Source organism: Anabaena sp. CCY 0017 (assembly GCF_963920885.1).
Lineage (GTDB): Bacteria > Cyanobacteriota > Cyanobacteriia > Cyanobacteriales > Nostocaceae > Nodularia.
In genome coordinates this window covers 87289-106280 of record NZ_CAWUDG010000015.1, presented here as the reverse complement: position 1 = coordinate 106280, position 18992 = coordinate 87289, and the positions used below count along the sequence as shown (strand labels likewise).

The following is an 18992-nucleotide window of genomic DNA, read 5'->3' as shown; positions in this document are numbered from 1 at the left end:
ATGACCATCGCCGAGCAGATTTACGCACTCGTCAACTCTCTTCCCCAAGACCAAGCCCACGAAGTTTTAACTTTTGCAGAATTTATTCGGGCTAAGTACCTCAAAACCAATCAACCCACCGATACAGTAGAGACAGTTCCTTGGGCAGAACTTGTTTATTCCCTTGCTGGAACTTGGAAAGATGATTTTCCTACCCTAGAAGACATTCGTGCCGAAGCTGGGCAAGATATCCGGCGGGAGAGCCTTTAAATGTACGTATTGGACACTAATACCCTAATCTACTACTTTAAAGGTCAAGGACAAGTTGCTCAAAACCTTGCTAATGTATCTGCACAAGAAATTATTGTCCCGACAATTGTTTTGTTTGAATTACAAGTCGGCATTGCAAAATCCACCTCCCCTGGAAAACGTAGCCAACAACTTCAACAACTTGTGAGCCGAGTGAAGTTGGTTGCATTTGATCGAGATGCGGCGCTTGCAGCTGCTACAATTCGCGCTCAGTTGGAAAAGCAAGGAACTCCAATTGGTCAGATAGATGTTTTAATAGCCGGAACAGCCGTAGCACTTGAGGCAATTCTAATTACCCACAACCTCAAAGAATTTTCCAGGGTTCCAGGACTAGCGATCGCAGATTGGTATTGATTAAACTTTCTTAATTACGGATTAAACCTAGCCTCAAGTTAGGGTAATCTCCTACTCTTCCGGTCAAATTATGCTTCACCTTTATATATGCTAAAAACTTCAACCTTGGCATAGGGACAAGCTTTTACTAATTTTATATATTAAAACCTAGACGATGCTGAACCTGTGGACTGACTTTCACAGACTTTTAAGCATTGTCTTTCACCAAGGTTTTTCATGAGCCAGACAAATGATCATAACAGGTTGAGCGTACCGATTTCTGATTGCGATCATCGCCACACTCAAGGAGCCATAGATGCGCCTATAGTGCTGGTTAAGTATGGCAATTATCAATGCCCTCATAGTGGAGAAGCTCACAGGATAATCCCAAAAATTCAGCAACAACTTGGTAACAAAATTTATTTTGTATACCGTCATTTTCCCCAAACTCAAATCTATCCCCAATCACAAAAAGCTGCCGAAGCTGCTGAAATAGCTGGCGCTCAGGGTAAATTCTGGCAAATGCACGACACTTTATTTAAGTGCCAAAACGAACTAAATAATGGTTACTTAGTAGAGTACGCCCAGCAATTAGGACTGAATATTCCCCAATTTCTCCGGGATATGACAAATCATGCCTATGCTGACCGGGTAAATCAAGACTGGCAAAGCGGCGTGCGTAACGGTGTCACTGATACACCTGCATTTTTTATTAATGGCGATCGCTACGAAAATGCCTGTGATTTTCAGAACCTGCTTCAGACACTCTTAGAAGCAGTCAAGCAAACTGAACAATTTACCAATAAAACACCATGACCAATATTGCCATTGACAACAAGGTTTTGTTTGAGCAACTCACCCCTGATAATGCGGCCATGTTGTTAATCGATCATCAAGTCGGGACAATGGCATTCGGTCTGACTGACATCGATGCAGTTAATTTAAAAAATAATACTCTTTGGTTAGCAGAAGCCGCTAAAGTATTTTCTCTACCAACAATTCTCACAACTAGCAATCCTGATGGTGCTAACGGCCCTTTATTTCCAGAATTAATTGCTACCTTACCCGAAGCACCGATTATTGATCGCGTGATTATTAACGCTTGGAATGACCCGGCATTTGTGGATGCAGTCAAGAAAACTAAACGCCAAAAACTGATCATGGCAGGAGTCACAGCCGATGTATGTCTCACATTTCCCGCAGTCAGCGCAGTTGGTGAAGGCTTTGACGTTTATGCCGTCATGGATGCTTCTGGCACAGTCAATCAACACGCCATGTATGCCTCAATGTTCCGCATGAGTCAAGCAGGTGTAAAAATTGCTAACACCAACATGGTACTAGCAGAACTCCAAGCAGATTGGACAAAACCCACAGCAGCAGAAATTGGCGGACTTTATATGAATCGTCTGCCCAACTTTGGCTACATAGCCGCCCATTTAGACTATCTAGCAAAGCAGTAAACTATCCCCCTCAATCAAGCATTTTTTCCTTCTCCTTCTTAACTTGGCGTACTTGGCGTACTTGGCGGTTCGTTAAAAAAAATTCACCCACACAAAACCATGAATCCCGAATCCGAGAAAAAAATTCTCACCACTGATGCTGGAATTCCCGTCAGTGATAACCAAAACTCATTAACTGCGGGACCACGCGGCCCCCTATTAATGCAAGACTTTCACCTGATAGAGAAAATGGCGCACTTTAATCGGGAAAGAATTCCTGAAAGAGTTGTTCATGCCAAAGGTACAGGTGCTTATGGTACATTCACAGTCACCAATGACATCACCCAATATACAAAAGCCAAACTCTTCTCCCAAATAGGGCAGCAAACTGAGGTGATAGCTCGTTTTTCCACAGTTGCGGGTGAACGGGGTGCGGCCGATGCTGAACGAGATGTCCGCGGCTTTGCTGTAAAGTTTTACACCGCAGAGGGTAATTGGGACATGGTAGGTAATAATACTCCCGTGTTCTTTGTCCGCGATCCTTTGAAATTTAGCGATTTTATCCACACCCAAAAGCGCGACCCCAAAACCAATCTACGTAACCCTACTGCTATGTGGGATTTTTGGTCGCTGACACCGGAAAGTCTGCATCAAGTAACAATCTTATTTAGCGATCGCGGTTTACCCCAAAGTCATCGTTACATGAATGGTTACGGTAGTCATACTTACAGCTTCATCAATGCCGCCAATGAGCGCTTTTGGGTGAAGTTCCATTTCAAAACTAAGCAGGGCATTCAGAACTTAACCAACGCAGAAGCTACCCAAATTGTGGGAGAAGACCGCGAAAGCGCCCAGCGTGATTTATTCTACGCCATTGAGTGGGGTGATTATCCGCAATGGCGCTTCATGGTTCAGATTATGCCAGAAGCCGATGCCGAAAAAACTCCCTACAATCCTTTTGATTTAACTAAAGTTTGGCCTCACAAAGATTATCCCTTAATCGAGGTGGGGATTCTGGAATTGAACCGCAATCCCGAAAATTACTTTGCCCAAATGGAACAGTCTGCTTTTGCGCCCTCAAATGTTGTGCCAGGAATTTCTTTGAGTCCAGATAAAATGCTCCAGGCGCGGATTATATCTTATCCCGATGCCCATCGCTATCGTCTGGGCGTGAATTATGAAAGTCTCCCGGTCAACTGTCCCCATGCAACCAAGGCACACACCTATCATCGAGATGGCTTAATGCGCCACGACGATAACGGCAAAGGTTCTGTGAACTACGAACCGAATAGCTTTAGTGGCCCTGTAGCAGATTCGCAGTATAAAGAACCACCTGTGAAAATTTCTGGTGATGGCGATGGGCAAAGCCCCGCCTTTGGCGATCGCTACGACTACCGTGATGGCACTGATGATTACACCCAAGCTGGTGAATTATTCCGCTTACTATCCCCAGATGAACAAGAAAGGCTATTTACCAACATTGCCGCTTCTTTGGAAGATGTCCCGAAATTTATTATCGAACGCCAACTAGCCTTATTTACCAAAGCCGATCCAGCTTATGGTAAAGGCGTTGCTGAAGCACTTGGTCTTTCTTTATAACCGCCAGTTTTTTCATACTACCCATCAACATTAAATACTTCCATGACTAATTTAACTAGCACCAATTTATTCGCTTCTGTCCAACTAGGCCCCTACACACTGCCCAACCGCATTGTGATGGCTCCAATGACTCGCAATCGGTCTGGTGAGGGAAACGTCCCCACTGCAATCAATGCCAAGTATTATGCTCAAAGAGCCACGGCAGGATTGATTGTAACTGAAGCGACCCAAGTATCACCCCAAGGTGTAGGCTATCCAGCAACGCCTGGAATTCATTCCCCAGAACAGATTGAGGGATGGCGGCAGGTAACAGATGCCGTACATAATGCAGGTGGTCGAATATTTTTGCAACTGTGGCACGTAGGGCGAATTTCTCACCCATCTTTGCAACCAGATGGTGCATTACCAGTGGCTCCTTCAGCGATCGCTCCTGTAGGTGAAGCTATGACTTATACTGGTTCTCAACCTTTTGTTACCCCTCGTGCTTTAGAAACAGAGGAAATTGCCGATGTAGTTGACCAATTTCGCCAGGGATCCAAAAATGCTCTAGCTGCTGGCTTTGATGGTGTAGAGATTCATGGAGCCTTTGGATATTTGCTTGATCAGTTTCTTCAAGATAGTGCAAATCAACGCAGCGATCGCTATGGTGGATCTATAGAAAATCGGGCGCGATTCCTCCTGGAAGTTACTGAGGCAGTATGTAGCGTTTGGGGTGGCAATCGTGTGGGAATTAAACTTTCGCCTAGCAACACTTATAACGATATTCGTGACTCAAATCCCAAAGCCACATTTAGCTATGTGATTGATGCACTCAACCAATTTGGGCTAGGGTATATTCACTTAATGGAACCCACACCAGCAGATATCCGGCATGGTGGTACAGCGATTCCAGTTGATTACTTCCGGGCTATTTATCAAGGAACACTAATTACCAATGGTGGTTATGATAAAGAAAAAGCGAATAGTGCGATCGCATCTTGTAATGCTGACTTAGTTTCTTTCGGCACATTATATATTGCTAATCCAGACTTACCAGAACGTTTTCGCTTAGATACAGCATTGAATGAACCTGACCGCAGCAGCTTCTACGGAGGCGACGAGAAGGGCTATATTGACTATTCCTTCCTCAACCCCTCAAAAATTGCTTAACTCAGGGACTGACAAGCCTAAAACAGTGGATTAGACGTAGGTTGGGTTAAGCGCAGCGCAACCCAACGCTACCAATGATTTTGGGTTTGGTTAAGTCAACCCAACCTAAAATTTTTTGCATCATTTTAAGCTGGCCACGACACTACAATTTTTGGGTAATTTATTTTTTGATATTCCCTAAAATTGTGTTTCCGATTGCTGTACTTGTTCAACAGGACTAGGGAAAGAAATAGGATCAAGGGATTGGCTAGGGGAATTTAACTGCGGTTGTTCCGGTGATGTTTCAATCATTGCATCACTGAAGTAAGAGCCAATAATTTTGTCATAGTTAGAAGCAACCGCTAAAAATGCCCCACCCAAAATATAAATTGGCAACGGCAGATTAAATGCTTTTAACCAGTCAAACAGTTCTGCCAAAGCAAACAACACTAAAAAACAAGCCAGCCAAACCCTCATTCTTTCATCCCCTGCGTGTAAGCAACCCTACTAATAGGGTAAACAGCTTGCATAATACTTGATGTTCAATGAAACCACAAATGCCAAGAAAAACTGACATTTTACTGAATTTATTTATTGTGGCATGAGCGAACATACTCACCTTTTATACAACTTAAGCTGGCTTATGAGCAATAAAATACTTACTCGCAAAGTGAAATTGGATCGAAATCTTTTCAAAACCCGCTTTTTCTAGACGTTCTACCAAGTCATCATGAGTATAATTCCGATAGTAAGGTTCATGATAAAATTCCGCGAAAGATTCCATGAGTACAGCAAATTCAGAGGCATCATTCCTTTGAATGGAATCACAAATTACAAATATCCCCCCCGGTTTTGTGACTCGGAAACATTGTTCAATCACTGTTTGCCGCACTGTTGCGGGTAACTCATGGAAGAGAAACACAGAATTTACGGCATGAAAATAGTCGTTTAAGTAAGGTAACTCTTCCGCATTGGCTTGTAACAGTTGCGGTAACTCTCCGGGAATTTCGGATAATTGTTGATTTGCCTTACGTAAATAAGTTGGTGATAAATCAACACCATACAAGGATGCTTGAGGTAAAGCTGCCCGAATCATCTTCAGTGTTCGCCCAGTACCACAAGCAACATCTAAAACCCGCATTTGTCGTGGCGCAACAGCATCAAAAGCTTTCAACCCTTCCTTCAGAGGCGCAAGAATCCGCCGCCGCATCGGGTCAGCTGTGCCATTAAAGAGAATTTCTACCTGTAAATCATATAAATTTGCTGAATCGTCGCTCAAATAGCCGTTACTTTGGTGATGAAAGTTCTGCACATAATAGCTGGGATAACCATCCGTCTCTATTTCCGGCGAAAATTCCTGATATTTCTTTTGTTCAGACCGTTCCCAGATTTGAGGTAGGTCTAGACATAGCAGTGGATAGTAACGGAAAAAATCTGACCAGGGGTTGTCAAACAGTAAGCTTTCGGGATATACCCCTTTTTGGGCATCCTGCCAATCTGTTTCTAACAGATCATTCATTTTTTGTTGAAATTTCAACAAAACCTCGCTAGAAAGGGGTTTGCCCCTTTGCCCTAGAGTGGGATGAATGAGATTCATCAGCCTTGAACTTAAGGTTTTATGAGCTAGACCAAAGTAACTTTTGCCTTGTTGAAAGGTCTGATAAGTCAGCTTGCTTAAAGTGTCAGACATAAGAATATGGGGATATTTATCACTTTTAGTAATTATATGTAAAAAATTGTAACGAAAAAATCATCTAGCTGAGAGATATGAATTAAATAACATTCAACTTTGGTTTTTGACAATCTCCCCTCTCCTTAGTAAGGCTATCGTTTACACACAAGTCTTAATCAAGTTGCCTAACAGCGTTTTGATCCCCCCTTGAGAAGGCAGGGCTGTTTCATTCGCTTGTGTTGGAGATTTGTCTAGAGGATAATCTCACGCAAAGGCGCATCAGCGAAGCGTTCGCGGAGCGTGCCGTAGGCTCTAGCACGAAGTGCGTTAGACGCAAAGAAAAACTAGGTATTTCGGGCTGAAGACACCAAAATTTTTTGTCCTAATTGTGGATTTGCCCTCAATTTTTATCTGTTTGACCCTTGCAATTTTAACCCTTTTAGGGAACGAAACAGCCCTGCCCATTAGGGGGGATTTGATTTAGGGGGATCAGATCACTTGTGTGTACACCGTAGCGCTTGCGGAGAGGGGTTGGGGGTAAGGTTTTGTATTTCAGGAAATCCGCCTGAATAAAGTTGTGGTGAAGCTTTTGACTAGAAAATAGTCATCTCCAGCCACTCAAATATAAACTTTTATTACAAAATCACTATTTTGTAACTTTAGCTACAGAAATCTCGCTAATATAAAAGAACGAAAGATAAATAGCGAATCAAATATAACGAAAACCATAAGGAGGACTGTGATATGTCTATTCAAGATAGAACTCGTGCGTTAGCAATGCGCCAATATCAGCAAGTGAAGAATCGTCAACAATCAATGCTGATGCGTGCGGCACAGGAACTCGGTCTTCCTGAAGAATTATCCGAATACTGGAGTCCTCTTCAAGGGAAAATTGATCCGACTACTCGGATGATTTATGAAAGCAGCCACGCTTCCATGAGCTAGCACCACCGCTACGCGGAAGTCAAAAGTCAAAAATAGATTATCAATATAATGCGTCTACCAGGGTTTATGGACGAAAAGTCTAAATTCCTGGCTTGAAAATGGCAATACACTCAATTTTTGATAGTGATAATTAAAAAAAAGCCACCCTCATAGGGTGGCTAAAAATTCACTACTAATCGTAATTAGCAATCGTAATAGAGGTAAAACTCATAAGGGTGAGGACGCATCTGCATCTGCTTAACGTCGTTAGCCAGCTTGTAGTCAATCCAGTTTTGGATGAAGTCTTCGCTGAACACGCCTGATTCTGTTAAGAAAGCATGATCATTTTCTAGTGCTTCCAATGCCAATTCCAGAGAACCCGGAGTTGAAGGAACCTTCGCCAGTTCTTCTGGAGAGAGTTCATAGATATTTTTATCTAAAGGTTCACCAGGATGGATTTTGTTCTTGATGCCATCAATACCAGCACACAGCATGGCTGCAAATGCTAAGTAGGGGTTAGCAGTCGCATCAGGACAACGGAACTCTAAGCGCTTGGCTTTGGGGTTATCGCCAGATAAAGGAATCCGCACAGAAGCAGAACGGTTCCCTTGGGAGTAAGCCAAATTCACAGGTGCTTCGTAACCAGGTACTAGGCGTTTGTAAGAGTTAGTTGTGGGGTTGGTAATAGCCAAAAGTGCTGGTGCGTGCTTCAGGATACCACCAATGTAGTACAAGCCCATTTCGCTCATCCCAGCATACTTATCACCAGCAAATAGAGGTTTACCATCTCTCCAGATGGATTGGTGACAGTGCATACCTGAACCGTTATCCCCAAAAATTGGTTTTGGCATAAAGGTGACAGTTTTGCCGTATTTTTTGGCAACATTCTTGATGACATATTTGTAAGTCATCAGCCAGTCAGCCGCTTCAATCAATTTACCAAAGCGGAAACCCAATTCGCACTGACCACCAGTCGCAACTTCGTGGTGTTGTTTTTCAATGGGTACGCCGCAATCTTTCATTGTCAGCAGCATTTCGGTACGGATGTCTTGGAAACTATCCGCAGGCGATACTGGGAAGTAGCCTTCTTTGAAGCGTGTTTTGTAACCCAAGTTGGGGCTTTCTTTCCTCCCAGAATTCCAACCACCTTCGATAGAATCTACATGGTAGTAGCCTTCATGGGCATTTTGGTCATAGCGGACATCATCAAAGATAAAGAATTCGGCTTCAGGGCCAAAGAAGGCTGTATCACCAAGACCAGTAGAAACTAGGTAATCAATTGCTCGTTGGGCAATAACACGGGGACAACGGTTATACCATTCACCTGTGCGGGGTTCTTTAATACTACAAACTATACTTAACGTTGGCTCTTTCATGAAGGGGTCGATCCAAGCAGTGTTGGGATCGAGTACCATCATCATGTCCGATTCGTTAATGTTTTTCCAACCCCGAATGCTGGAACCGTCGAAAGGTACGCCATCAGAGAAGGAACTTTCATCGATTTGGTCTTGGTACAAGGTGAGATGTTGCCAAGTTCCTGGTGTATCGATGAATTTCAGATCAATCATCTGAATTTTTTGGTCTTGAATCAATTTCAGGACTTCTTTTGCGGTCGTCATTGTTACTCCTTCTCTACCTATTTCCTAAAATCAAACTAGAATCTTCCAAAGCATCCTAACCCAGATGATTTGAACTAAGTTGTAGATGACACACCTGAAATATCATAAATCCTGGACATTAGAAGATTTTGTACTTTTTGTTACAGCTTATCTGGATTACAGCTTATATTAACCTTTTGCCTCACATCTGCACAAAACGTAAAGTTCATCTCTTGGGGTCAACTTTGGCATAGAATCCTTAGATAGCGGATGAATTGTTTTTGTGCCGCATCATATTTTAAATAAAATACATGGCACAAAAATTTACTGGTGCATAAGTGCGACCAAATTAATATCAAACCATAGATAGCATTGATTGGGAGAAGAAAGAATGCGTGATGCAGTTACAAGCTTGATTAAGAATTATGACGTTACTGGACGTTATTTTGACCGGAATGCGATTGACAGCCTCAAAACTTATTTTGAAAGTGGCACAGCACGGGTACAAGCGGCGGCGGCGATTAACTCGAATGCAGCCGCGCTGGTAAAACAGGCCAGTGTTAAGTTATTTGAAGAACAACCTGAGTTGATTCGTCCAGGCGGAAATGCCTACACAACTCGTCGTTATGCGGCTTGTCTCCGGGATATGGACTATTACCTCCGCTATGCTACCTATGCTTTGGTGGCGGGTAACATGAATGTGTTAGATGAGCGTGTGCTTCAAGGGTTGCGGGAAACTTACAATTCTTTAGGTGTACCTATTAGCCCAACGGTGTCTGGTATCCAAATTCTTAAGGATATGGTCAAGGCACAAGTTGCAGCCGCAGGTGTCGCTGATACAGCCTTTGTGGATGAACCTTTTGATTATATGACTCGTGAGTTAAGCGAGAAAGATATTTAGTCTCTAGCCCTGGTGATGAGCAATCACGGGATAACAAGCCTAGTCTGTAATGACAGATAATATACACATCGCACTTTGGCTTTTTTGACAAGGTGCGTTTACTTTTTTTAATAATAAAAGCAGGGTAGGCTTTAAACAAGTTATCTGTGCTTTCAGATGACAATAGCAGTTACCGATGTTTCAGGCGCTAAACTATGGAAGAATTACTAACTTTGAAAGAGTTACTCATTAAAGGCGATGTTACCGGAGCTTTGGTTATCGTGGAAGAATTGGCAGAAATGAGCCGAAATGACATTATTAAAACGATTCGTAGTTATGCCGTGATTCTTTTGTTACATTTAATTAAGCAAAAAGCGGAATATCGCAGCACTCGCTCTTGGGAAGTTTCAATTCGCAATTCTGTTCGGGAAATTCAGCGAGAAAATAAGCGCCGTAAAGCTGGAGGTTATTACCTCACGCAATCAGAATTATGGGAAACTTTAGAAGAAGCTTATTTAAATGCGATTGATCAGGCTTCCTTGGAAGTAGAAGAAGGTCGTTATCAGCCAGAAGAGTTAGAGAAGTTGGTGAACCGGGAAGAAATTATTCATTTAGCTTTAGATTTGATATTACCAGGAGAATCAAGTTAATTCGGCATTGATGTGGGTTATGGCTAACCCACCCTACTGGACTGACAAGCTTAAAATAGTGCATTAGACGTAGGTTGGGTTAAGCGCAGCGCAACCCAACGCGACCAATGATGTTGGGTTTCCTTACGTCAACCCAACCTACAATTTTTTTACAACATTTTAGCCTTGCCACGCCACTACTGATTGATAAGGTTACAAGATAATAATTCATAATTCTTAGTTGGTAAGCTGTGATGCGATCGCTTTGGGGATAACCCCTATTCTTCTGTTCCGGCTTTTTGATCACCGCCGAGAAAATCAGCGCACCGGGAGTAATTATTACAAAATATTAGGTGCGATCGCCGCTATGATCAATAGAAAGAAAATCTCTAGGATGTAGCTCATGAAAACACTACGATTGAGCAGACCATCCCAGAGGTAGCCTTGACGTTTAGAAATGTGCTGACGCTTGTGGGTTTTCGACCAACTGCCATAGATACCAGGGCTTTTCAACTTGTATGTATTGGCGAGAATATACTCAATTTCGGCAACGCGGGGATAGAAACCGCGCTGAAAGTGTTTCCATTGACTTTCCAGAATCCAGAAAAATAAGGGAATAGAGCAACCTATTAAGGCGATCGCACTGGCGATGGGTTTTTGCTGTAACATCAATGCTAAGACTCCCCCAGTCCCAGTAATTCCCAGGGCTTTAATCACCCAAATCTGCTTGTTATAGTCTTCGATAGTGTTTTGCAGAAAAAAAGTATTCCTGTTTGAGCAAGTCTAATTCAAAATCATCGAGAGATTTAGGCTGGGATTCAGTTGGTAATAGGTTAGACATTGGTGATAGCAAAGTTCACTGAGATGAAATTAGCACAATTCGTAGTTCGAGAACACAAAAGATCCCCGACTTCTCAAAGAAGTCGGGGATCTGAGCCTCTCAATTTTCACCTTGTGATCACTTAATTCGTCAAAATACTCGACGACGAACTGCTGTTGCTTATTTAATAAAATCTAAACTCAGATAATAAGTTACAATTTCACTCAGTAAGTTAAACCTTGTCAAAAATACACCGTTACCAGGGGTTAGGCAAGCAACATTGAATCTTTCCCTAACGCCAACATCTCACTATTCCACACACCATGAGCAACTGGAATGACTATCTCCAATCACTCGGCAATGATTATGCCCAATGGTGGAAGGCTTACACGCTGACGGATGTAGTGGGACAGCAGCGAGTTGAGCAGAAGAAATCGCCCCTGCTGCTAGATTTTATGGTGGAGACGGTACAGCCCACCAAAGAGGAACGGAGCGAAACCCAGAAGAAAACTGAGCGTTTAGATGTATTGGCAGGGTTGCGGAAATATGCTCAAGAACACGTCTTACTGGTAGGGCGGCCAGGTTCGGGTAAATCAACGGCGTTGGTGCGGTTGTTGAATGAAATCAGAGGTGGCAATTCCTGGATTAGTTCAATTGCTAGATGATGAAGATAAGAATGTGCGTCATAGTGCAGTATTGACTTTAGGAGAAATGAAATCAGAAGCGGCAATTCCTGGATTGATTCAATTGCTGGCAGATGAAAAGTATTTTGTGCGTTATAGAGCAGCCGATGCTTTAGGAGAAATGAAATCAGATGAATTGATTTTTGATTTAATTAGATTACTAGAAGATAAAGCGGATAATGTGAGGTCTGGAGCAGCCTACGCTTTAGGAGAAATGAAATCAGAAGCAGCAATTCCTGGATTAATTCAATTGCTGGCAGATGAAGAATATGATGTGTATTCTACAGCCGCATCTGCCTTGGAAGCAATAAAATCAGAAGCGGCAATTCCTGGTTTACTTAAATTACTTGAAGATGAAAAATATGATGTGCGTCATAGAGCCGCATCTGCACTAGAAAACATAAAATCACAAGCAGCGATTCCTGAACTAATTAAATTACTAGTAAATCAAGACTATACTGTGCGTTATATAGCCGCATCTGTCATAGAACAAATAAATCCAGAAGCGGCGCTCCCTGAGTTAATTAAACTGCTAGAAGATGAAGAATATAGCGTGCGTGAGAGTGCGGCATCTGCCCTGGGACAAATCAACTCAGAAGCGGCTTTACCTCAGCTTATGATGTTGCTAAACGATGAAAAATTTGTGTCAGCAAATAATGGAGATACGCTGCGTTATGCACTAGAAACACTGGAAGCAATACAAGAAAACTGTCAATATTTTAGATGTCTTACAGAACAGAAACCACAACTATATCTTCCCCCATCCCAGCCAAGTAAAACATCCCTAATGTACATCCTCCATCTCTCAGACCTGCACTTTGGTACACCTGACCAAGCCAAACTTTGGTCTAACCAACTAGCCACCGACTTGCGAAATGAACTCGATATTCCTCAACTTGATGCCCTCATTCTCTCCGGCGACATCGCCAACAAATCAACCCCCGCAGAATACGAAGCAGCCCAACAATTTTTTGACGAACTCCGCCAAGATTTCGCCCTCCAACCTGAGCAAATTATCATCGTTCCCGGTAATCATGACCTCAATTGGTCACTAGCAAAAAAAGCTTACCAATTAATTGACCGTGACGACTATGAAGGAGAACTGACGCAAGGTGAATATATAGAAGAAAGTACCAGTGTCATTCGTGTACGAGACGAGGAAAAATACCAACAACGCTTTGAACACTTCACTCAATTCTACCAAACTATCAAAAACCAACCATATCCCCTAAAGTATGACCAGCAATACACCCTAGACCATTTCCCCAACCAAAACCTGCTCATTCTAGGGTTAAACTCCGCTTGGCAATTGGATCATCATTACAAATCCCGTGCCACCATTAACATGAATACACTCAGCAACGCCCTCACAAAAATTCGCCGCCAGCAAGAATATACAAACTGCATCAAAATAGCAGTATGGCATCATCCCCTAGATAGCGCCTGGGATGACCGCATCAAAGACCAAAGCTTTATGGAACAGTTAGCCGTCGCAGGTTTTCGCTTCTTCCTACACGGACACGTCCACCAAGCACAACAAGACGTTTATAAATACGACGAAGAACGAAAACTACATCGCATCTGCGCGGGAACATTCGGCGCACCCACCCACGAACTCACCACCGCCAAAGGTTGGCAATATCACCTAATGAAGTTGGAAAATAACACCCTCACCGTCCGCAGTCGCAAACGCGAGACAGAAAACGGCGCATGGGAAGCAGATAATTGTTGGCGACAAGGTAAGGGTAAAGGTTCGTTAGATTCTTATACAATTACATGGGAATCTTAAACTGTCCATTAGCTACAGCGATTTTCTGCTAAGTGAACCACATCTTTATATCTCACGCAAAGGCGCAAAGGCGCAAAGGTACGAAGAAAAAGAAAGGTATTGTTGGCATTTCATACTTTGATTCAGCAACGCCGAAAATCTGGTGAACTGTGAAGAAATTATTCATTTTGCTCTAAATTTAATATTACCAGGAGAGTTAAGTTAATTGGTGAAGCAGCGACTCGATACTTTATTAGTAGAGTTAAATTTATGTCCTTCTCGCGCTTTAGCACAGCGATTAATTCAGGCGGGTGAGGTGACTGTAAATCAGCAGGTGGTGGATAAGGTTGGGACAGAAGTTGATATTGCGGCTGAAATTAAGGTGAAAGTGCGATCGCGCTTTGTGTCTCGCGGAGGTGAGAAACTGATAAAGGCTTTGGATGCTTTCCCTATCTCCACCACCGGACGCATTTGTTTAGATGGGGGAATTTCTACAGGTGGTTTTACCGATTGCTTGCTACAAGCGGGAGCAAAACAAGTTTACGGCATTGATGTCGGTTATGGACAAGTTGACTGGGGTTTAAGAAATGATCCACGGGTGATTTTAAGAGAACGTACCAATTTACGGAATCTCACACCCGAAGAATTGTATGGTGAAGGTGACGAAATACCTGATTTGGCGGTGGTGGATGTATCGTTTATTTCCTTAACTAAGATTTTGCCGGCTTTGTGGCGATTAACTAAATCTCCCAGGGATGCAGTCTTGCTAGTTAAGCCACAGTTTGAAGTGGGAAAATCCCGTGTTGGCAAAAAAGGCGTTGTTCGCAATCCTCATGATCAAGCTGATGCTATTTTCCAAGTTTTGCAAGTGGCTTGTCAATTAGGATGGCAATACAAAGGTTTAACTTGGTCGCCGATTACTGGCCCGGCTGGAAATATCGAGTATCTTTTATGGTTAGGAATGGAAAGTGACTCACCACCGCCTGATTTAGAGGCGATTAAGCAAATGACGCAATCAGCCATTGCTGATTTACGAACAAGTTAAACATCGTAGATTAAGCACTCTATCGCTTCTGGATGTTTCTCACAGTAGCTTTCTAGAGCAGTTTTGCGATGTTTTGCTTGCTGTTGATGCGCTTTTTCAGCTTGTAATTCTTCTACGATATCCCAAGCTACAGCACAGCCAGCCGAATTGTCTCCGTCTGCTTCACAGGTTTGACGAGCTTCTACAATAGATTCTAAGATAGCTTCATCAAGAGTTGTAGTCCCGGAGTTAACAGCAGATTGGACGGCTTCTAGGGTTTTTGTCATGATATTTTCACCTGTGTTGAGTGAGATGAACATTGACTGTAAGCTTCAGATGATCTCAAAAGCTGATACTTCCAGTGTAGATAGGCTGATCAAAAGCGTCTGGTAGTAAACACCGTAAAATGAAGGTAAAAAATCAAAGAAAATCAAATTTCTGTTTGGAGTTTTTGCCTTGATTTTTCTGTCCATCATTTTCTTAATTTTGCATCTAAATTTGGTAATTTAGACCTATTGTCATCAGAATTTGATGGAAAATGATTTGATCACGATTATTGATACTTTGCGCCTAATTCCTGTTGCAAGCGATACAGAATTGTATTGTGGTCAACTTGAGATAAAATCTCTTGAATGACGGTGCTAGCTCCTAGTTGTCCCCAAGTACAACCTTTTTCTAAATATACTTGGGCGGCTTTCCCGACAGTGTATGCACCATAACCTGCAATCCCAGATTGCGCGATCGCAGTGCCAGCGTAAGCAGTAATATTCAGAGGATTTTCACCACTAGCTATAACCGCCGTACTTTTACCTAAACCTAGCAAGAAACTACTACCTATTTCTCCTAACAGCAAACCACCAGAACTAAAGAAAATCGTCTTTAAAATTTTGCTGGCTTCATAGCTAGTCATAGGTAAGCCATATAACCGTGCGAGAGAACGAATCAAAGCTAGGTCGGCAATCGTACCACAGATCACATCTAAAGCAGGTACAGGATTTAATCCTACTGCCAAAGCTTTGTATTTAGTAAATTTCCAAATAATATCTTCAGCTTCTTTGTCCCGTAAGTCCATAGTCTTTTGGGCGATCGCCTCTTCCGCATCCCGTGCTTGAATTAGTGCATTTAAAGCCAGCAGCGATCGCCCTTCCCGATTGAGAATATTTAAAATTGTCTGCTGTAATTCTTCTACCTGGGGCTGTGGTGTCTCCAATTCATAGCTGACACGACCATCAGGCCACTCAACCCGGACTTCCATCGGTGCTGGTTCCGCCGCCACCATAACAATTTCATCAGGTAATAAAGGCTTGGCTTGGGGATGTCCTGCGCCTAGTTGTTGCAAATTGTCATAAATTGCGGAACGGTCTGTTTCTGGATATAAATCGATTTTGTTAAAAACTAAAATCAGTGGCTTTTGTGCCTTTCGTAACTCCAGCAAAGCCCGATACTCAGTCCGCGTGATATCACCTGAAACCACAAACAAAATTAAATCAGCCTGACGCGTCACCTCTCGCGCCATTTTTGCCCGTGTTTCCCCGTCAATTTCATCTAATCCAGGGGTATCAATTAACTCTACTAATACCTTACCTCCTGGTTGCCAACGTACAGAACGAGGCCATTGGGTGACACCATTCAGGGGACCAGTTTGAAGAACCTTCTCCCCCAGCAAAGCATTTAATACGGCTGATTTTCCCCGACTCACCAAACCAAAAGCCGCAATTCTAATCACATTGGAGTCGAGTTTGTTGAGTGTGGAGTTCAACGCGTCTAATTCTGGTTTCAGCAAGCCTACCAATTCTGGATTTGAGGAAAACTTTCCTGACTTGCGGAGAAATCCATACCAAGATAGCGCTTGTCTGAGACTAGCACGGGCGCGGTTTAAGTGAGTTTCTTGGAGATTACGCACGAAGTTAGATTGATTCAAGGTTGAACAAACAACAGGCTACATTTCCATTTTGCTCTAATTTCCCGCTTTTAGTAGTTCTGCACCATAACTATTACGTCATGGCTTGTGAAAATTATCATAATCCTGATAGCTAGTATTAAAGGCGATCGCACCGATGAGAGGAACACCACCAGCCATTCCTGCGGCTAATCGACCACCCATCATTAACCGAAGTTCGTCTTTGGTTTGGTCACGGCGAAATTTGGGCATAAAAAAATATATAAAAGTAAGAACAGCATCTCCATAGTTTAAATACCTAAATATTGCTCTGAAATCACTGTTCAAGAATAATATTAATTATATTTTTATTGCAAATTGTAACAACACCATGATATTGTAAGCATAAAGTCATCAACGTCCTTGTAATTGTTTAGTATTCAGTAGGTTCGGGTAATGTCGCAGGTAACAATCTCTTCGGTAGCGTTAAATAGTTGGGATTGTCCACCCTAAAACTTTCCATTTGCCTGGCAATAATTAGAATTATTTAAACTTCACTTCCAGATAAACAGAGAAGCTTAAATTGAGTTTTAGTTGTATTTGTAGGCAACTAATCTACCCTGACAATTTGGCTTTTCCAAGCTGCTCTGAGTTTACCAATTCAGAGTTACACATACTGTCTAATTCTGCAAATCAGTATGCTGCTGATTACTCAATGTTGTTAACAGGTGGACTATTTGGAGTGCGCCAAATTACTAGTAATTTTAGATGCATAACGGCGCAAGGAGGAAACTTGAACGGAACTATTTTGAGGCGAGAGTGGTTTTCTAACACTCAGAGAGACATCATGGCTGGGGCTGTTGTAGGACTGGCTTTAATTCCCGAAGCGATCGCCTTTTCGATTATTGCCGGAGTTGACCCCAAAGTTGGGTTATACGCCTCATTTATTATTGCAGTCATGACAGCCTTTTTAGGCGGCCGACCGGGTTCAATTTCTGCCGCTACAGGTGCAATGGCGCTGCTAATGATTGATTTAGTCAGAGATCATGGCTTGCAATATTTATTCGCCGCTACCTTTTTAACCGGGGTGTTTCAGCTTTTGTTTGGGGTGCTAAAACTCGGTCGTCAAATGAGATTTGTCCCCAGGGCGGTAATGATTGGCTATATTAACGCCTTGGCGGTGTTAATTTTTCTGGCTCAATTACCCCAACTCACCAACGTTCCGCCAACTGTGTATATACTGACTATACTTTCTTTGGGGATTATTTATATACTGCCTCGCTTCACCAAAGCAGTTCCCTCGCCTTTAGTCGCTCTCGCTGTGATGACTATAGCAGCGATCGCCCTCAAACTTGACGTTCCCACAGTGGGAGATATGGGAGAATTACCCGCAAGTTTACCTTTATTTGCCCTGCCCCAAGTACCCTGGAATCTGCAAACACTGCAAATTATTTTGCCCTATTCCCTTACCTTAGCCATCGTCGGTTTATTAGCTTCCTTCTTAACTGCGGCTTTGGTAGATGAACTCACCGATACCCCCAGCGATAAAAATCAAGAAGCCAAAGGACAAGGTATCGCCAATATTGTCACTGCCTTTTTTGGGGGCATGGCAGGATGTGGGATGATTGGGCAATCAGTAATTAATGTCCAGTCTGGTGGGAGAGGAAGACTATCAACCCTAGCGGCGGGAGTTTTCCTGTTAATTGCCATTTTGTTTTTGCAAGATTGGGTGAAGCAAATGCCCATGGCCGCATTAGTCGCTGTCATGATTATGGTATCAATTGGGACATTTCGCTGGTCATCCTTAAAAAATCTTCCCCGCATCCCCCGCACAGAAACCGCCGTCATGTTGACAACAATGTTCGTGACGATTTTTACTCGTAATTTTGCCTTGGGTGTAGTCACAGGTATTGTTATGAGTACAGTATTCTTCTCCAGCAAAATTGCCCAGTTGGTATTTGTGGATAAAGTGCTGAGTGAAGATAGTTCCCATCGCATCTATAAAGTCGTCGGACAAATTTTCTTTTTATCAAGAGATGAATTTCTGGCATCTTTTGATTTTACCGAACTCATTGAGCGTGTCACCATTGACTTAACTCATGCTCACCTGTGGGATCAAGGTGCAGTGGAAGTACTTGATAGAGCAATCATGAAATTTCGCCGTAATGGTGCAGATGTAGAAATCATCGGACTAAATGAAGCTAGTGCTACTTTGCTGAATAAATTAGCAACTTCTCAACAAGCTGATGCTCTCAAACAAGAGTAGTAGGACAACTATCAAGGTGTTGAGGAAATAGTAAAATTGCCAAACTAATTCACAGCAAACTT

The 18992-nt window shown here is 42.7% G+C and carries 20 protein-coding genes; 13 read left to right on the top strand and 7 right to left on the bottom strand.

Annotation, left to right across the window (positions count from 1 at the left end; translation table 11 throughout):
- From ACM0OW_RS17655 to ACM0OW_RS17630, 6 genes are all read left to right on the top strand, one after another.
- On the top strand, positions 1-249 hold the full coding sequence (locus ACM0OW_RS17655; protein ID WP_414551456.1) for a DUF2281 domain-containing protein: 249 nt from the start codon (positions 1-3) through the stop codon (positions 247-249).
- On the top strand, positions 250-642 hold the full coding sequence (locus ACM0OW_RS17650; protein WP_414551455.1) for a type II toxin-antitoxin system VapC family toxin: 393 nt from the start codon (positions 250-252) through the stop codon (positions 640-642). It begins immediately after the preceding gene.
- 216 nt (positions 643-858) lie between these two features.
- Positions 859-1437: a DsbA family protein gene (locus ACM0OW_RS17645; protein ID WP_414551454.1), complete on the top strand. Its 579-nt coding sequence runs from the start codon at positions 859-861 to the stop codon at positions 1435-1437.
- Positions 1434-2081 (top strand): isochorismatase family protein, encoded by a 648-nt coding sequence (locus ACM0OW_RS17640; RefSeq protein ID WP_414551453.1) that lies wholly within the window; start codon positions 1434-1436, stop codon positions 2079-2081. The genes ACM0OW_RS17645 and ACM0OW_RS17640 overlap by 4 nt, the downstream gene beginning before the upstream one ends.
- Before the next feature lie 99 nt (positions 2082-2180).
- A complete protein-coding gene (locus tag ACM0OW_RS17635; protein WP_414551452.1) occupies positions 2181-3659 on the top strand; it encodes a catalase in 1479 nt (492 codons plus the stop codon).
- Between the two features lie 42 nt (positions 3660-3701).
- Positions 3702-4808 (top strand): alkene reductase, encoded by a 1107-nt coding sequence (locus tag ACM0OW_RS17630; protein ID WP_414551451.1) that lies wholly within the window; start codon positions 3702-3704, stop codon positions 4806-4808.
- Between the two features lie 177 nt (positions 4809-4985).
- On the opposite strand, the gene ACM0OW_RS17625 is transcribed toward ACM0OW_RS17630, so the two are convergent.
- Both ACM0OW_RS17625 and ACM0OW_RS17620 read right to left on the bottom strand, forming a co-directional pair.
- Complete coding sequence (locus tag ACM0OW_RS17625; protein ID WP_414551450.1) at positions 4986-5264, bottom strand: hypothetical protein; 279 nt, start codon at positions 5262-5264, stop codon at positions 4986-4988.
- Positions 5265-5418: 154 nt separating this feature from the next.
- A complete protein-coding gene (locus ACM0OW_RS17620) occupies positions 5419-6477 on the bottom strand; it encodes a class I SAM-dependent methyltransferase (protein WP_414551449.1) in 1059 nt (352 codons plus the stop codon).
- A 726-nt stretch (positions 6478-7203) separates the two neighbouring features.
- Between ACM0OW_RS17620 and ACM0OW_RS17615 the strand changes: the two genes are divergently transcribed.
- Entirely contained in the window at positions 7204-7404 is a 201-nt protein-coding gene (locus ACM0OW_RS17615; protein ID WP_414551448.1) for a hypothetical protein, read from the top strand.
- Positions 7405-7586: 182 nt separating this feature from the next.
- Here ACM0OW_RS17615 and glnA read toward each other — a convergent pair whose 3' ends face one another.
- On the bottom strand, positions 7587-9002 hold the full coding sequence (glnA, locus tag ACM0OW_RS17610; protein WP_414551447.1) for a type I glutamate--ammonia ligase: 1416 nt from the start codon (positions 9000-9002) through the stop codon (positions 7587-7589).
- A 370-nt stretch (positions 9003-9372) separates the two neighbouring features.
- Between glnA and apcB the strand changes: the two genes are divergently transcribed.
- Positions 9373-9882, top strand: coding sequence for an allophycocyanin subunit beta (gene apcB / locus ACM0OW_RS17605; RefSeq protein ID WP_414551446.1), 510 nt, complete (start codon positions 9373-9375; stop codon positions 9880-9882).
- Between the two features lie 194 nt (positions 9883-10076).
- Positions 10077-10511, top strand: a complete 435-nt coding sequence (locus tag ACM0OW_RS17600; RefSeq protein ID WP_414551445.1) for a DUF29 family protein — start codon at positions 10077-10079, stop codon at positions 10509-10511.
- A gap of 318 nt (positions 10512-10829) precedes the next feature.
- Here the strand turns inward: ACM0OW_RS17600 and ACM0OW_RS17595 are convergent, their stop codons facing one another.
- The gene (locus ACM0OW_RS17595) at positions 10830-11207 is read right to left on the bottom strand and encodes a hypothetical protein (protein WP_414551444.1); all 378 of its coding nucleotides are present in this window, start codon (positions 11205-11207) and stop codon (positions 10830-10832) included.
- Positions 11208-11633: 426 nt separating this feature from the next.
- Between ACM0OW_RS17595 and ACM0OW_RS17590 the strand changes: the two genes are divergently transcribed.
- The 3 genes from ACM0OW_RS17590 to ACM0OW_RS17580 all read left to right on the top strand — a co-directional run bounded on the left by ACM0OW_RS17590 (position 11634) and on the right by ACM0OW_RS17580 (position 14806).
- A complete protein-coding gene (locus ACM0OW_RS17590) occupies positions 11634-11975 on the top strand; it encodes an NTPase (NACHT family) (RefSeq protein ID WP_414551443.1) in 342 nt (113 codons plus the stop codon).
- Entirely contained in the window at positions 11929-13782 is a 1854-nt protein-coding gene (locus tag ACM0OW_RS17585) for a HEAT repeat domain-containing protein (protein ID WP_414551442.1), read from the top strand. The genes ACM0OW_RS17590 and ACM0OW_RS17585 overlap by 47 nt, the downstream gene beginning before the upstream one ends.
- A gap of 205 nt (positions 13783-13987) precedes the next feature.
- Complete coding sequence (locus ACM0OW_RS17580; RefSeq protein ID WP_414551441.1) at positions 13988-14806, top strand: TlyA family RNA methyltransferase; 819 nt, start codon at positions 13988-13990, stop codon at positions 14804-14806.
- Here the strand turns inward: ACM0OW_RS17580 and ACM0OW_RS17575 are convergent.
- From ACM0OW_RS17575 to ACM0OW_RS17565, 3 genes are all read right to left on the bottom strand, one after another.
- Positions 14803-15072, bottom strand: coding sequence for a Calvin cycle protein CP12 (locus tag ACM0OW_RS17575; protein WP_414551440.1), 270 nt, complete (start codon positions 15070-15072; stop codon positions 14803-14805). The genes ACM0OW_RS17580 and ACM0OW_RS17575 overlap by 4 nt on opposite strands.
- Before the next feature lie 266 nt (positions 15073-15338).
- The gene (locus tag ACM0OW_RS17570) at positions 15339-16688 is read right to left on the bottom strand and encodes a GTP-binding protein (protein ID WP_414551478.1); all 1350 of its coding nucleotides are present in this window, start codon (positions 16686-16688) and stop codon (positions 15339-15341) included.
- Between the two features lie 96 nt (positions 16689-16784).
- On the bottom strand, positions 16785-16937 hold the full coding sequence (locus ACM0OW_RS17565) for a hypothetical protein (RefSeq protein WP_414551439.1): 153 nt from the start codon (positions 16935-16937) through the stop codon (positions 16785-16787).
- Between the two features lie 574 nt (positions 16938-17511).
- Here ACM0OW_RS17565 and ACM0OW_RS17560 point away from each other — a divergent pair.
- Complete coding sequence (locus tag ACM0OW_RS17560) at positions 17512-18930, top strand: SulP family inorganic anion transporter (RefSeq protein ID WP_414551477.1); 1419 nt, start codon at positions 17512-17514, stop codon at positions 18928-18930.
- The last annotated feature ends 62 nt before the right edge of the window (positions 18931-18992 follow it).